This window comes from Methylobacterium sp. 092160098-2 (genome assembly GCF_028920805.1).
Classification (GTDB): Bacteria; Pseudomonadota; Alphaproteobacteria; order Rhizobiales; family Beijerinckiaceae; genus Methylobacterium; species Methylobacterium fujisawaense.
On record NZ_JAQPZJ010000004.1, the window covers coordinates 83,333 to 99,017 of the forward strand.

Here is a 15,685-nt window from a genome sequence, read left to right on the forward strand (position 1 = left end):
CTCGGCGGAACCGCGGGCGGCCCCAAATTCTGAGGATCGCCCCGTGCATCGGTGCGGGAGCGGTGTGATCGGACCGGGCCTGGAGCGTGCGGAATTCAGCACGCCCTCCCTCTCTCTCTGGGCAGCTTCTTCCGGAGGAGCCTCACCGGGGGCCGGGGGTCCCTGCCTGCGAGACGGTGCCGGGCCGAGCGAGAGACACAGGGGCAGGTACGGCCTTCTGGCGAGAGTTGTGATGCATCAGAACACGCCTTTCCACGAGTTCGAGGAGTTCGAGACCGTGCCCGCTCGTGGCAGGGGACGATGGCTCGTGTGGTCGATCCTGGTCGTCCTCGCGCTCTCGGCCTCGGCTGCGATCGGTTATGGCCTGGGGCGCGGGACTTGGACGATTCCGAGTTCGATCACCGAGCACGTGCCCGCCTCGCTCGCCAGCTGGCTGCCGACTCCAGGGGCTACCCCCACCAGCGCCGGCACACCGGTCGCGCTCAAGGACTATGCTTTCGAGCTGACCGACGCCCGAGCCAAGCAGGGCGAGGCGGTTCTGGCGGTGCGCCTCGTGCACAAGCCGACGGGCAAGCCCATTCCCGACGCGGTCGTGTTCGCTCACCGCCTCGACATGGCGCCCTCGGGCATGCCCACCATGACGACGGAACTGGAGCCGCAGTCCGCGACCGAGCCCGGCCTTTACCGGTTCAAAACCAATCTCACGATGGCCGGCGACTGGCGGCTCTCGCTCGCTGCCAAGGTACAGGGCGAGACCGGCACCATCCAAAGCCATCTCGACCTTAAGGCGGTGCCCTGATGGACCAGATGACACCTTATCAGATTGGCAAGGCACAGGGACGACGGGGCGCGCGCCGGCACATGGCGTTCCGGCTCGCTGGCGGCCTGCTCGTGCCGGGGGCGCTCGTGGGCGCCCTCGCCCTTGGCCTGAAGGCCGGCGAGGCTCGCTGGCCCCGACCGACCTGGCTGCCGGCCTCGGTCTCCGCGCTCTTGGTCAAGGACGAGGGAGGAGCGACGCCCGACGGTCCGGTGCTCTACTACCGCGACCCTGACGGCAAGGCCACCTATGCGCTCGTTCCGACCACCACGCCGGATGGGCGCACCTATCGCCCCGTGCGGGTCGGCGAGGACGTCGGCTTCGATCCCAAGCCGGCGGCGACGGCCGACGCCGGCAGCCCTGGCATGGCCGAGACCGGTGCGAAGAAAGTTCTCTACTACCGCAACCCGATGGGCCTGCCGGACACCTCGCCGAAGCCGAAGAAGGATTCGATGGGGATGGACTACATCCCCGTCTACGAAGGCGAGGCCGAGGACGGGAAAACGGTCAAGATCTCGCCCGGCAAGATCCAGCGCACCGGGGTGCGGTCGGAGGCCGTGGAGCGGCGCGTCGTGAGCCGCCCCGTGCGGGTGCCGGGCACCGTCACGCTGGACGAGCGCCGGGTCACCGTGGTGGCCACCCGCTCCGACGCCTTCGTCGACCATGTCGAGAACGTCACGACCGGTGACCGTGTCCGCAAGGACCAGCCGCTGGTCCAGGTCTATTCGCCCGAGATCAACGCCGCGGCTGCGCAGCTCATCGCAAACCCCGGCTTCGATGGCTCGCGCCGGCGCCTGCAGAACCTGAACGTGCCGGCCGCGGCCATCGCCGAGATGGAGCGGACCCGGACGGTGCCCATGGCCATCACCTGGTCGTCCCCGCGGGACGGCGTCGTCCTCGAACGCGGGGCGGTCGAGGGCATGAAGGCGTCGGCCGGCGCGACCCTGTTCCGGATCGGCGACATCTCGGTGATGTGGGTGCTCGCCGACGTGCCCGAGCACGAGCTCGGCAGCGTGAAGGTCGGTCAGGCCGCGACCGTGCGCGTGCGCTCGCTGCCCGGTCGCGCCTTCACCGGCAAGATCGGGCTCATCTATCCGCAGGTGGCCATGGAGACGCGCACCACCCGCGTGCGCATCGAATTGGCCAACCCCGACGGGGTGCTGCTGCCCGACATGTACGCCGATGTCGAGATCGGGACCGGGTCGGCGAAGCCCGTCGTCGCGGTGCCGAACGACGCCGTCATCGACACCGGGGCACGCCAAGTCGTGCTCGTCGACAAGGGCGAGGGCCGCTTCGAGCCGCGTGCGGTCCAGGTCGGCGCTCGGGGCAACGGCTTTACGGAGATCCGCGAGGGCGTGCAGGCCGGCGAGCAGGTCGTGACTGCGGCCAACTTCCTGATCGATGCCGAGAGCAATCTGAAGGCGGCGCTGCAGAGCATGGCGGCGCCCAAGTCCCCCGCCGAGCCGCAGGCCCAGGCCGAGGAGAAGCAGCCATGATCGCCCGCCTCATCGGCTGGTCGGCCCGCAACCTCGTGCTGGTCCTGATCGGCACCGTATTCGTGGTGGCGGCCGGCCTCTACAGCGTGCGCACCCTGCCGCTCGACGCCATCCCGGACCTCTCGGACGTGCAGACCATCGTCTACACCGAGTATCCGGGCCAGGCGCCCCAGGTGATCGAGGACCAGGTGACCTACCCCCTGACCACCGCGATGCTGACGGTGCCGAAGTCGAAGGTGGTGCGCGGCTTCTCGTTCTTCGGCGTCTCGTTCGTCTACGTCATCTTCGAGGACGGCACCGACCCGTACTGGGCCCGCTCGCGCGTGCTCGAATACCTCAATGCGGCCGCCAAGCGCCTGCCGGCGGGCGTCACGCCGACGCTCGGGCCCGACGCGACGGGCGTGGGCTGGGTCTACCAGTACGTCATCCTGGCCAAACAGCAGACGCTGGCCGAGCTGCGCTCGCTTCAGGACTGGGTGGTGCGCTTCGGCGCCTCGCGGGCCGAGGGCGTGGCCGAGGTCGCGGGGGTCGGCGGCTTCGTGAAGCAGTACAACGTCGTGGTCGACCCGAACCGGTTGCGCGCGCAGGGCGTCTCGCTCGGCAAGCTCCGGGACGCGATCCGGTCGAGCAACGCCGACGTCGGCGGCCGCACGGTCGAATTGTCCGAGTTCGAGTTCATGGTGCGCGGGCGCGGCTACGTGAGGAGCGTGGCCGACATCGAGAACATCGTCCTCAAGACGGCGGGCGGCACGCCGCTGCGGGTGCGGGACGTCGCGCGGGTCGAGCTCGGGCCGGACGAGCGCCGCGGCATCACCGAGATGAACGGCGAGGGCGAGGTCGCCGGCGGCATCATCCTGCAGCGCTTCGGCGCCAACGCCCTCAACGTCATCGAGGGCGCCAAGGCACGCCTCGCCGAGGTGGCGAAAAGCCTGCCCAAGGGCACCGAGATCGTGCCGGTCTACGACCGCTCCCAGCTGATCGAGTCGGCCATCGAGACCCTGAAGCACACGCTCATCGAGGAAAGCGTCATCGTGGCGCTCGTCTGCATCGTGTTCCTGCTCCACCTGCGCAGCGCGCTCGTCGCCATCCTGATGCTGCCGGTGGGCATCCTGATGGCGCTCGGGGGCATGCACCTGCTTGGCATCGGCGCCAACATCATGTCGCTCGGCGGCATCGCCATCGCGGTCGGCGCGATGATCGACGCGGCCATCGTCATGATCGAGAACGCGCACAAGCACCTGGAGCGCGCCCCGCCGGGCAAGCCGCGCGTGGAGATCCTGGTGGAGGCGGCGGCGGAGGTCGGCCCCTCGCTGTTCTTCAGCCTGCTCGTGATCACGGTCTCCTTCCTCCCCATCTTCACCCTGGAGAGCCAGGAGGGCCGGCTGTTCGGGCCGCTCGCCTTCACCAAGACCTTTTCGATGGCCGCCGCGGCCGTGCTGTCGGTGACGCTGGTGCCGGCCCTGATGGTGCTGTTCGTGCGCGGCCGGATCGTCCCCGAGCACAGGAATCCCCTCAACCGCTTCCTGATCTGGATTTATCGGCCGGTGATCAAGGGCGTGCTCAGGGCCAAGGTCCTGACCATTCTGGTCGCCGCGGCAGCGCTCGCCCTGACGATCTGGCCGGCGCGCCAGCTCGGCTCCGAGTTCATGCCGGACCTGAACGAGGGCACCCTGATGTACATGCCCACGACCCTGCCGGGCATCTCGGTGACCAAGGCGGGCGAGCTGCTCGCGACCCAGGACCGGATCATCAAGTCCTTCCCCGAGGTCGCGACCGTCTACGGCAAGGCGGGGCGCGCTTCGACGGCGACCGACCCGGCGCCGACCGAGATGTTCGAGACCATCATCAGCCTGAGGCCGAAGGCCGAGTGGCGCCCCGGCGTGACGCTGGCGAGCCTCAAGGCCGAGATGGACAAGGCCCTGCAGTTCCCGGGCGTCTCGAACGCCTGGACGCAGCCGATCCGCGCCCGCATCGACATGCTGGCCACCGGCATCCGCACCCCGGTCGGCATCAAGGTCTACGGCAAGGACCTGGCCGAGATGGAGAAGGTCTCCCGCGAGGTCGAGGCGGTCGTGCGGGCCGTGCCCGGCACGTCGAGCGCCTATGCCGAGCGGGTGATCGGCGGCTACTTCCTCGACATCACGCCGGACCGGGAGGCGCTCGGGCGCTACGGCCTCATGGTCGGCGACGTCCAGGACGTCATCGCCATGGCGCTCGGCGGCGACAGCGTCACGAACACGGTCGAGGGCCGCGAGCGCTACACCGTGAACGTGCGCTACCCGCGCGCCTTCCGCTCGGACCCCCAATCCATCGCGACCGAGGTGCAGGTGCCGATGCCGAATGGCGGCACCGTCCCGCTCGGCGAGGTGGCCAAGGTCCAGCTCACCCGCGGCCCCACCTCGATCCGCACCGAGAACGGGCAGCTCGCGGTCTACATCTTCGTCGACATCACGGGGCGCGACCTCGGCGGCTACGTGAACGAGGCACGGGCGGCCGTGGCCAGCGAGGTCAAGCTCCCGCAGGGGACCACGCTGCAGTGGAGCGGCCAATTCGAGTACCTGGAGCGGGCCGAGGCCCGCCTGAAGATCGTGGTGCCCGTGACCCTGCTGATCATCTTCCTGCTGCTCTACCTCAACTTCCGCCGCCTGACCGAGACGCTCATCGTCATGCTGTCGCTGCCGTTCTCCGTGGTCGGTGGGGTCTGGCTGATGTGGTGGATGGGCTTCAACATGTCGGTCGCGGTGGCGGTCGGCTTTATCGCCCTGGCGGGTGTGGCGGCCGAGACCGGGGTGATCATGCTGATCTACCTCGACCACGCCTGGGACGAGCAGCGGGCCGCGGTTGCCGCCGCAGGCCGTGAGGCGACGCGCGCGGACCTCTATCGGGCGATCATGGTGGGCGCGGTCGAGCGCGTGCGCCCGAAGATGATGACGGTGGTGGCGATCATGGCCGGCCTGGTGCCGATCCTGTGGAGCACGGGCTCGGGCTCCGAGGTGATGCAACGCATCGCGGTACCGATGATCGGCGGAATGGTCTCCTCGACCGTCCTGACGCTCGTCGTCATCCCGGCCATCTACGGCTTGGTCAAGGCGCGGGGGCTCCCGCACCAGAGCCGGAGCCAGCCGGGCTCGTCAACGGCCGGCCAAGCCCCGGTCCGCCTGCCGCCGCGCCTCGTCAATCCCGCCGAGTGAGCCCGGGGTCGTCCCCCACGCACTTCCGGCCACCGTGACAAGCCGTCATCCAGCAACGTGAGGACCTTGGAGACCATGTCGGAGAGAGTGTTGGATTGTCTCGTGGTCGGCGGTGGACCGGCCGGCCTGACGGCTGCCATCTACCTGGCCCGGTATCGCAGGCGCTTCCAGGTGGTCGACGCCGGCCAGAGCCGGGCGGCCCTGATCCCGACCTCGCACAATCACGCGGGCTTCCCGGACGGCATACCCGGGCCCGTCCTCCTCCGCCGGATGGCGGCGCAGGCACGCAAGTACGGCGCCCATATCGTTCCGGGCTCCGTCACCCGATTGGAGCGCCGGCCGGACGCCATCTTCGTCGCCACGCTCGACCGGGAGCCGATCCTGGCCCGGACCATCCTGCTGGCGACCGGGGTCGTCGACCGCGAGCCGAAGTTGCCGGACGTGTCGGATGTGATCCGGCGCGGGCTGGTGCGTCACTGCGGGATCTGTGACGGCTACGAGGCGATGGGCCGGCGCGTCGGCGTCATCGGACACGGCAACAGCGGCCTGCACGAGGCCCTGTTCCTGCGAACCTACGCCTCCGACATCACCCTGCTGTCGCTGGGTCGGCCCCTGACGTTGACGGAGGAGGAGCGGCGGCAGGCGGCCCAGGCCGAGATCGCGGTCGTCGAGGCGCCGGTCAGGCGCGTTGTCGTCGAGGGGGATCAGGTCCGTGCGCTCGACATGCTCGGTGGGGAGTGCCGGTCGTTCGACGTGCTCTACGCGGCGCTGGGCAGCGACGCCCGGTCCGACCTCGTGCGCGGCCTCGGCACGCATCTGGACGACAAGGGCTGCGTGGTCACGGACGCGCACCAGCGCAGTTCGACCGACGGCCTGTTCGCCGCCGGCGACGTGGTGCGCAGCCTCGACCAGATCAGCGTCGCGATGGGCCAGGCCGCCATCGCCGCGACAGCGATCCACAACCGCCTGCGCGGGGTGCCCTCACCAAAAACGGCTTCCGACGACACCCTCTCATTCTCGGCTCAGAGCCTCGGCACCTGCTGCACGCCGTCGCGCGAGGCACAGCTGGGCTGAACTCGGCCGATGAGACAGGCCTGCCTGCGGCAGCGGGATCGCGAGAGCTGCTGCCTAGGGCGGCCGACGCGGTCAGACCCCCAAATCCCAGGCCCTGACTTCACGGGCCTGCGCCCGAGAGGATCCGCCGTCCGTCACTGCTCATGCGGCGGAAAGAAGACGGGCAGGGCCTCAGCATTCGGATGGCCTCGGCCTGCTGGTCGAGGCCGGCATCAAAACGGGCGGGTGCCGGCTGCCCTCCGGGTAGCGAGACCGTTGTCGCCCGCGGTCGCGACCTCTGCGCACGTGAGGTCCGGCCTTATCTCAGCAAGAGACAGGAGAATTTCCTTTGTTCCAGTCCCCTCACTCCTTCCGGCGTTCCCCCGAGCTCCTGCTCAAAGCCGCACGGCTCCTCGGCCTGGCGCCTGCCATTATCCTGGCAGGTCAGACCTTTGCGCATGCTGGTCAGGGCATGCCGAACATGCCCGGTATGGGCGACAGCAAGGCCCCGCAGGCGACGAGTGCCTCTGGGGTCGGCACGGTCGAGTCGGTCGACGCGCCACAACGCAAGATCAAGCTCAACCACGAGCCGATCCCGGCCTTCAACTGGCCGGCCATGTCCATGGAGGTGACTGCGGCCAAGTCCGTCGACCTCGGTAAGGCCAAGCCTGGTGCCAAGGTGAAGTTCACCCTGAAAAAGGGCACGGACGGGACCTACACCGTCGAGTCCCTCGAGGCGGCTCCCTAGCCCTTGCCAGCAAGGGCGGGCCGATGAATTCGGCCCGCCTTCGCGGCTGCTGCGGTCCCATGCCAGATCGAGGCTGGATCGGGTGCGCCGGTCAGCCGGTCCAGCGACGCTTCATCTTCTCTGAAAGCTCTCTGTCATGGCTGGCCTATCGAACGTTGGAATTGTGAGCGCCTTCGCGGCCGGCGCGATCTCATTCCTGTCTCCTTGCGTGCTGCCGCTCGTACCGGGCTACATATCTTATATCGCTGGCCAGAACGTCGCTCTGGCAGGCCAGGCAATCCCGCGCCGGGCCAGGACTTTAGTGTTGAGCCTGTGCTTCGTGCTGGGCTTCTCGACCGTGTTCGTGGCCCTGGGGGCGGGCGCCAACGCCGTCAGCGGCTTGCTGCGCGCCTACCTTTACGAGGCCGGGGTCGTCAGCGGCGGCGTCGTCATCGTGTTCGGCCTGTTCACCACCGGCCTCTTTCGCCTGAGGCTGCTTGCGCACGAGTTGCGCTGGCACGGTGGCACGGCAGGCGGGCCAGGAGCGGCTTTTCTGCTCGGCGCGGCCTTCGCGTTCGGTTGGACGCCCTGTATCGGCCCGGTGCTCGGCACGATCCTGGCCGTCTCGGCCACCTCAGCGAACGCCAGCGGAATCGCCCTTCTCGCCCTCTACTCGGCAGGGCTGGGGCTGCCATTCGTTCTGGCCGCGCTGTTCATGGGCGGCTTCGTCGGTCGGCTCCGCACCCTTCGGCGTGTTGGCCGCCTTCTGCAGATCTTCAGCGGGGGCGTGATGATCGCGATGGGGGCCGCCATGATGACGGGTCACATGACCAGCATGGCTGGATGGTTCCTGGACCTGTTTCCCGCACTCGCCAACATCGGCTGAACACCGCAAAGAGCGCGCCCGGACGAGCGCTTCGCTCCCGGGCTGCCGGAATACGGCCCTCGGGTTAGGCGCTGGACGGGAGTGCTGCGCGTCGCTGATGCGGAAGCAGCTCCGTTTTTTCCAGCAAGGACCGGCGGCAGGCGTCGCGTAGGGTATCCCCGCCGGGTATCTGATCCAGGGACTCCAGGGCGCGCAGGAGATGTTCGGCTGCATCGAACTGGCTATCGGCGAGCGCGCACCGGAAGGCTTGCAGAACCTGGTATTCGAGATCACTGAGACACGCCGACATGATACGCCTCCTCAATCGCTGAACTGTGGCTCACAACGCTCGGCACGCCTGCGGCCCTGGGCTCACCCCCGGCGTCACAGTTTCGTGACCCTGAGCGCAATTCAGGGATATGACCGCGGCCGGCCGACTAAGCCCGCCCTCGCCGCTTGTGACCCGTCTCAAGGTCAAGCTCCCTCGCGCAGAGTTGCTGATGCGGCCGGCTGCCGCCGGTCGTCCGTCCGTTAATCCGTAATTCGGGTGCGGTCGGTTACTCGGGCGCCTGAGGCGAGCCGGGGAGGGCGGCTGTGGCTGCGCTTGCGGCCGTATTTGCTGAGACGCCGGATGGGGCGTGGGGGAGGATCGTGTCCCGCCAGGTGCCGCGACAAAATATGTAACCGTTTGCCGCCGGGCCCCGAATTTTGGTTCGTCACCGCAGCGACCCGCGTAGGCTTGCCGCATGAGGCATTGCCGGATTGTGGAAAAGGCTTGATCCCAGTTTGTTCGCCACCTCTGCCGGCACCGTCGCGTCTCACTGCGCAAGCGCCGTACACGTGCGGCCATGCATTACGTGACAGAGATCTTCTATCTGCTCTGGAGGCAACGATGCTTAGGTACCGAGGCTAGGGCTGAGCGCATTGTCAGTCACAGCACAAGATGCGCGGAGCGGTTTGTTCGTGCGGATGTCATGCTGTTGCAACGCTGCTCATGAGATTTCGAATCGCGGTCCTGCGAAGAAAGCCCGTTCCTTCAACGGCCCGCGGTCAGGCCGCCCTTGTTTATCGCTGGGGCGGCGAGCCCATCCCGTTCGTCTCGGGTTGGGCGCGTCAGGATGGGTCGGGGAACCAATGGAAGCCCCCTCTCTGGCCTGTCCGGCCTGCTTGCCGCGACCGGTCCCCTCCGCCGGTCGCGGTTTTCTTCAGCGGTGATGAAGTCGAGCGCGCGCACGAGCAGACTGGTTGGCGGAACGGGCGACCGGCACTCTGCACCCGATCACGCCCTCGGGCCCGCGTGTGGTGCGGACCCGAGGGCGTGATCGATGCTCAAGGTGGGTCCGCGAGTCAGAATATGGTTCGTCAAGCTCAGAGGTGTTCAGGATGCCAACACGCGACAGTGTCCCGGCTCGAAAGCCCCACCTGCCTTTAGCTCGTGCGGTTGCTGGCACAGTTCGGAGCCGGAGCGGTGCCGGTGTTCTCGCGGCCGGTTTTCTGGCTGCCGGTGGTATCGGGCTTGGCTCGTCCTGGTCTGGAACTGCGGCATTCTTGCCCGTGCTCCTGCTCTTGCCATGTGCCGCCATGCTCGCTGTCTGCGCGAAGGGCATGCGGCATAGGAGCGACGGCAGTGATCGCACCTGAGCCAGCGCCAACCTTCCGAATAGAAACAAGTTCGCGCTGTCAGAATAACCCGGTGCCGTCACGCCTGGCTCCGGTGGGTGGTAGCGTCAGGCCCGGAAGGGGCTGGGCGGGGAGATCGCTTGGCTCCCTGTAACGATTGCTCGCAGCGGCCCGAACTCCAGTTAGGGCCGAGACAATCGATGCGGGAGGCAAGCGAGGCTTGTTGGAGATGAGCGGGACAACAGGATCGGGATCCGCGGAAGGGCAGACCGCCAGCTGTACCGAGACGGTCGTGGTCCCGGATGTTGGGCAAGCCACGCTCAGATTGAACCGTAAGCCAATCTCGGCGCTCCGCTGGGCTGCTATGGAGATGGCGCTGCCGGTGGCTCCGCCGGTTGATCTCATGAAGCTCCAGCCGGGTACCAAGGTGGAGCCCTCGCGGTGGCGAGGGATCCCATACCCGGTCGAGTCCACCCCATCATCCTGAAGCAAAACCCGTCTGGAGAACGTAAGACAATGAAGCGACGCACGGTCCTGGCGGTGTTCCTCGCCCTTGCCACCCCCGGAATGGGGGTGGCGCAAGCGGCGCAGACCGCGATCCTCTACAAGAACCCGCAATGCGAATGCTGCGATGCCTACGCCAAGGTGCTTCAGCGTAGCGGGATCCCGGTCACCGTGACGCCGACCGCCACGCTGACCGCACTCAAGCGCGAGCACGGCGTGCCGGAGGCGCTCCAGGGCTGCCACACCCTGCTCATCAACGGCTACGTCGTCGAGGGACACGTGCCGGTGGCGCAGGTCAAGCGCCTGCTGGCCGAGCGCCCGGCCATCAAGGGCATCTCGCTGCCCGGCATGCCCGCAGGCTCGCCCGGCATGGACGGCGAGAAGACGGAGCCGTTCACGATCTACGAGATCGGTGATGGCGACCCAAAGGTCTTCGCACGTGAGTAGCGCGCGGGCCGGTATCCTGACCCAGGTGCAAGCGGCTGGCCAGGGCGGGAGAGCCAATCAAGAACGGCTGATGAAGGTTGAGAACAGATGTGCGGGATGATGCAGGGTGGAAATGTCCTGTCGTGGGGCTGGCTGCTGCAGGGTAGCCCGATCACGTGGCTCTTCGTGTTCCTGGCGCTCACGGCCGTCGTTGCGTTCATCATGGCGAGCGCTGCGTTGGCACGGGCATTGGTCCACTTCCTCGGCCGCCTCTGGCGCTCACGCCGGGCCCCGGCCTGAACAAGGTGTTAGCGGTGGGACACAAGCTGTCCTGATCGTTAGCCACTGCCGCGCGAATCCGGGCGGCGGAACCCACTTTTCACCACGATGGAGACATCCGATGAAACTCTCGACGATCCTTCCGACCTCGGCCGCGATCGCCTTCGTTCTCACGGCGGGCTTGGCGCTTGCCCAGGGCATGAACGACCAACCCTCTTCCCAAGGCGGCGATCAGAAGACGCAGCAGGGCGGTGGCATGGGCGGCATGAAAATGGGCGGCGGCCAGCAAGGTGGCATGGGCATGGGTGGCGGCAAGCAAGGCGGCATGGGCATGATGGGGATGGGCGGCATGGGCCAGCCGCAAGGCGGCGGCATGGGCCAAGGCGGCGGCAAGCAGGGCGGCTGCGGGATGATGGGCATGATGGGGATGGGCGGTATGGGTCAGCCGCAGGGCGGCGGCATGGGGCAACAGCAGGGGGCCGATGTGACCGCGCTGCAGGAGCGCGTGAACCAGTTGGAGCAGCGTCTCAACGCCGGGCAGGCCCAGCCCTCGACCCCGACCAAGCCGCAGTAACGAGCTGTCCTGAGCCTGCCAAGCGAGTTCAGAGGTCCGATGCCTCGTCAAGGGCCGGCGCACGATGGTGCGCCGGCCCTTTCCGTGCAGGCTCACCTGCTACTTGGCCTCTCTCCGGCGGGCCGCAACTCGCCTATGAGGGGCTCGTCACATCCCTTCCTTTTTGCCTTTCTCGAGTTCGAGCACGATGGCCAGCAATCCCGATCCAAGTACGAGCGCGCTGCGGGCCGATCCTGCGCCGCAGGGCCCCCGGTGGCCGGCCACCCTGTCCGTCATCTTCCACTGGCTTGCCGCGGTCGCCATGTTCGGCGCCCTCGCGGGCGGGGTGTTCGTGCACCGGCTCTCGTCCTGCTGCGATGTAGGGCACTGGACGGTCTACAACCTGCACGCCTCATTCGGCTTAGCCCTGCTCGCGCTCGTGGTGCTCAGGATTCTGGTGCGCTTGCTGCGTCCATGGCCAGCGCTTCCGGAGCACATGCCGGTCTGGCAGCGTCTAACCGCGCGCGCAACGCACACGGCGCTTTACGTGCTGATGGTTGCTCTTCCGCTGGCCGGGTGGAGCATCGTCTCGGCCCCGGGCTGCTGCCACCTCAACCCCTACGTTTTCGACTGGTTCGTGCTGCCGAGCCTCGACCCGGCTCCGATCCCGAACCGCGCAGCCGCCTTTTCTCTCCACTCTGTCCTGGCCTGGATGACGATGGGTGTGATCGCACTGCATGCATCCGCGGCCTTGTTCCACCACTTCGTCTACAGGGACGACATCCTCGCCCGCATCGTCCCGGCTCTGCGCGCGTGGCGCAGCCGCAGAGAGCAGAAATAAATCGAGTCAGACGGAGGACCCTGTTCGGCAGGCTGTCGGCAGGTCAGTCGTCATCACTGACACCAGTCCTGCGGCTGAGATCAGGTCGTGACGGTACGGAGGATCGGACCAAAGGTGCTCACGCCAGGGGCTGCGGCATCTCCCCCGTTCAGGCCTGACCCGACCCATCAATTTGGGGCTAGACAATCGGGTCGAGCGGTCACCGGCCTCCCGGAAACCAAATAGAGACCGGACAACGGCCCGGTCTCTCCATCGTAGCCTGCTGGCGGGTTAGCGTGAGGGGGCGACGCTGCTGCCTGTGGCGGTCGGAGGCGCGCTGTCGGTGCTCATCCGCGAGCCGGGCGCCGTGACTGTCCCTGCCGTAGCCGGAGCGGTCGTGCCCGGGCGGCCTGTCGTTGCCTCCAAGCTCTTCTCCTGGTTGCTTTTCACACTGCCGGGATCGTTGAGGTTGTTCTCGGTACTTCCGGGAGGTGCAGGCGTTTGCGCGAAGGCCGCGCCGGCAACCGTTAGAGCCAGTGACGTCGCGAGGGCGAGTGTCGTCTGGTGCATCTTCCTGCGCCCTAGGGTTGAGTGAGACACCTCGTTAGCGGACGCTGTCCGCAGCAGAGGTGGATGATGACGACAGAGACAACGACGGCCGTGGCGGCAGGTCCGGGGCGAGGCGGGCGGATGTCCCGGCAGCGCAAGCGCAATGCGGTGCTGCGGCTGATCCGCGGTGAGGACCTGGAGATGGTCTCTCGCGAGCTGGGCGTCACGGCAGCGACCTTGAGCGACTGGCGCGATGCCTTTCTGTCCGGCGGCGAGGCCCACCTGGCGACCCGCGCGACCGATGGCGAGGCGCTGGAGAGCGCCCGTCTGAAGGCCAAGCTCGGTGAGATGCTGCTGGAGCGCGAGCTTCTGGAGGCCAAGATCGCGCTCCTGGAGAGCGGCCGCCCTTTAGCGCGGCGGAGGTGGAGGCCATGAGCCGGACCCCCTCGCCGAGCCGCAACACGCCTTACGGTCTGGCCTGGGTCTGCCGGGTCTGGCGGACCGCGCGCGCCAGCGTCTATCGGCAGCGTCATCCCGCAAGGCCGCGGGCCCAGCGGCCTGGACCGACCGGCCCGATGCCGGACGCGGACCTGGTGGCGCGGATCCGCGGCGTCCTGGCCGCCAGCCCGTTCCACGGTGAAGGCCACCGCAAGGTCTGGGCACGGCTGCGCGTGGCTGGCGTGCGCACCTCCAAACAGCGCGTGCTGCGGCTGATGCGCGAGCACGATCTGCTCGCCCCCGCCCGCGTCGGATCCTCCCGGGGCCCGCGCAACCACGACGGCACCATCATCCCCGAGGCGCTGAACACGATGTGGGGCACCGACATGACTACGACCTGGACGGGCGAGGGACAGGTCGCGGTATTCATCGCCATCGATCATCACAACGCCGAGTGCGTCGGCATCCATGCCGCCCGGCGCGGCACCCGCTTCGAGGCGCTGGAGCCGCTGCGCCAGGGCGTCCGCCGCCATTTCGGCGCCGTCGCCAAGGACGTGGCACGCGGGCTCGCCATCCGGCACGATCACGGCAGCTGCTACATGGCTCACGACTTCCAGGCCGAGTTGGTCTTCTTGGGGGCGGAGAGCTCGCCCGCCTTCGTGCGAGCGCCCGAGGGCAACGGCTGCGCTGAGCGCTTCATCCGGACGCTGAAGGAGAACCTGCTCTGGGTGCAGAGCTTCGACACCCTGGAGGCCTTGCGCCACGCACTCCTGGCCTTCCGAGAGACCTACAACACCACTTGGCTCATCGAGCGGCTCGGCTTCCAATCGCCCGCCGCCGCCCGCCAGGCACGACTTTCACCCGCGGCTCTCGCCGCGTAGGCTCCTTCCCGGTGTCTCACAAACCGAGGGCGCTACAATCTCGGTTCTCCTCTTCGGAACAGATGTGCAATTTAACGTCCTTCCATCCGAAAAGTTCTATGAGCCCAGCCGGAGTTTCTTGCGTGGCACCTTCGTAGACTAGGCCCCGTCATCGGATGTGCCGCCATTGAACACGTCATGCGCCGTCTTGAGCTCGAGGCGCAACTTCAGGGTGCCTGTCACACGAACGGCGGGCGGCGTGCCCAGGCATCAGGCATAATGTAACGAACCGCAGCTCCTGTCCGAATTTGTGCTCAGGGACCCGGGGCCCGCGAGCCGTGCGGATGATGAAATGGCGACGTTTATCGGTTCTCTTGTCGCCTGCTCGGCGCAAGCTGAAGGCCCCGATCTGGCCCACACGCCGCGGCATGCCACGTCGTGGCGCTCGGCGCCGCTGCAGCCCTCAGCGTGCGTCTTGGCGACGCCGCACGATGGCCTGCGTCCTTGTGAGTTCTCGTGCAGAGCTCTGATGAACTGATTGTAGCGAGCTGGCTGATGGGCTTCTACGAGCGCTGCATCTTCCCTGTCCTGATAGACCGGGCCTTGCGCAACGAGGAGGCCTCGGTTCGCCGTGCGTGCCTCGTCCCACGCGCTCATGGAGTGGTGCTTGAGGTCGGCATTGGCTCGGGCCTGAACTTGCCTTTCTACGGCCCAGACGTCAGCGGCATTGTCGGTCTTGACCCCTCGCCGACGCTCCTCACCAAAACGCGGGAGCGGGCGAGTCGCCAGGGCTTGAGCGTGCTTCTTCTTCAAGGTTCTGCCGAGACAATCCCGCTCGCCAGCAGGACGATCGACACGCTGGTCATGACGTGGACGTTGTGCAGCATCCCGGATCCGCTCAAGGCTCTCAGGGAGATGCGGCGCGTGCTTCGGGTCGATGGGCACCTGCTGTTCATCGAGCACGGCCTTGCTGCGGATCGTCCCGTCGCGCGCTGGCAGCGGCGGCTCGATCCGCTCTGGAGGCGGATCAGCTGCCATCTCGATCGCTCTGTGGACCGTCTTCTTGAGGAAGCGGGGTTCGTCATCGAGGAGATGGAGACCGGCTATGCCGGGCAAGGTCCGCGCGTAGCGAGCTACCTCTATCAGGGCTGGGCTCGACCCGGCGAGGACAGATCTCTCTGGCCGGCGGCATCATAGGCGCGCAAGCGGGCGGTCACGCCAAGACGGAATGCAAGGAGTGTGGCTCGCGAATGGCTAGGGTCCAGGGCAGCAGAAATGGGGCACGTGCACGGGAGCTTCCCTACATTGCTTTCGCGTGCCGGTTCACGGAAGGGCTGTTCTGCGCGGTGCCAAAAAGTTACCCAATCCCAGACTTCCTCATAGGTCCTGGTTGGAGATACTGGGGTTCGCTCGACCAGAGCAACAGCAAGGCAATTGGTTTCAAGGAAAAGCATGCCATGGCTTCCATTCAATCTGAAGGATACTGT

General features: G+C 67.3%; 12 protein-coding genes and 1 pseudogene. All 13 read left to right on the forward strand.

What is annotated here, in order from left to right; all coding sequences use genetic code 11:
- Positions 1–232: 232 nt before the first annotated feature.
- Positions 233–799, forward strand: coding sequence for a FixH family protein (locus tag PQI07_RS37820; RefSeq protein ID WP_342462688.1), 567 nt, complete (start codon positions 233–235; stop codon positions 797–799).
- Positions 799–2,313, forward strand: coding sequence for an efflux RND transporter periplasmic adaptor subunit (locus PQI07_RS35995; RefSeq protein WP_274929235.1), 1,515 nt, complete (start codon positions 799–801; stop codon positions 2,311–2,313). The genes PQI07_RS37820 and PQI07_RS35995 overlap by 1 nt, the downstream gene beginning before the upstream one ends.
- Positions 2,310–5,504 (forward strand): efflux RND transporter permease subunit, encoded by a 3,195-nt coding sequence (locus PQI07_RS36000; protein WP_274929236.1) that lies wholly within the window; start codon positions 2,310–2,312, stop codon positions 5,502–5,504. Before PQI07_RS35995 ends, PQI07_RS36000 begins: the two co-directional genes overlap by 4 nt.
- A 75-nt stretch (positions 5,505–5,579) precedes the next feature.
- A complete protein-coding gene (locus tag PQI07_RS36005; protein ID WP_274929237.1) occupies positions 5,580–6,578 on the forward strand; it encodes an NAD(P)/FAD-dependent oxidoreductase in 999 nt (332 codons plus the stop codon).
- A 451-nt stretch (positions 6,579–7,029) separates the two neighbouring features.
- Entirely contained in the window at positions 7,030–7,305 is a 276-nt protein-coding gene (locus PQI07_RS36010; RefSeq protein ID WP_274929238.1) for a copper-binding protein, read from the forward strand.
- Positions 7,306–7,441: 136 nt separating this feature from the next.
- Complete coding sequence (locus tag PQI07_RS36015) at positions 7,442–8,170, forward strand: cytochrome c biogenesis CcdA family protein (RefSeq protein ID WP_274929239.1); 729 nt, start codon at positions 7,442–7,444, stop codon at positions 8,168–8,170.
- Positions 8,171–9,998: 1,828 nt separating this feature from the next.
- The gene (locus PQI07_RS38060; RefSeq protein WP_446721017.1) at positions 9,999–10,256 is read left to right on the forward strand and encodes a copper-binding protein; all 258 of its coding nucleotides are present in this window, start codon (positions 9,999–10,001) and stop codon (positions 10,254–10,256) included.
- Positions 10,257–10,285: 29 nt separating this feature from the next.
- The gene (locus PQI07_RS36020; protein ID WP_274929240.1) at positions 10,286–10,720 is read left to right on the forward strand and encodes a DUF411 domain-containing protein; all 435 of its coding nucleotides are present in this window, start codon (positions 10,286–10,288) and stop codon (positions 10,718–10,720) included.
- 96 nt (positions 10,721–10,816) lie between these two features.
- Positions 10,817–10,999 carry a hypothetical protein gene (locus PQI07_RS36025; protein ID WP_274929241.1) on the forward strand — a complete coding sequence of 61 codons (183 nt, stop codon included), beginning with the start codon at positions 10,817–10,819 and terminating at the stop codon, positions 10,997–10,999.
- Between the two features lie 100 nt (positions 11,000–11,099).
- On the forward strand, positions 11,100–11,552 hold the full coding sequence (locus PQI07_RS36030; RefSeq protein ID WP_274929242.1) for a hypothetical protein: 453 nt from the start codon (positions 11,100–11,102) through the stop codon (positions 11,550–11,552).
- Between the two features lie 187 nt (positions 11,553–11,739).
- The gene (locus PQI07_RS36035; protein WP_274929243.1) at positions 11,740–12,372 is read left to right on the forward strand and encodes a cytochrome b; all 633 of its coding nucleotides are present in this window, start codon (positions 11,740–11,742) and stop codon (positions 12,370–12,372) included.
- A 615-nt stretch (positions 12,373–12,987) separates the two neighbouring features.
- Positions 12,988–14,219 (forward strand): annotated as a pseudogene (locus tag PQI07_RS36040) (IS3 family transposase).
- A gap of 534 nt (positions 14,220–14,753) precedes the next feature.
- Entirely contained in the window at positions 14,754–15,395 is a 642-nt protein-coding gene (locus PQI07_RS36045; RefSeq protein WP_274929244.1) for a class I SAM-dependent methyltransferase, read from the forward strand.
- Positions 15,396–15,685 lie beyond the last annotated feature (290 nt).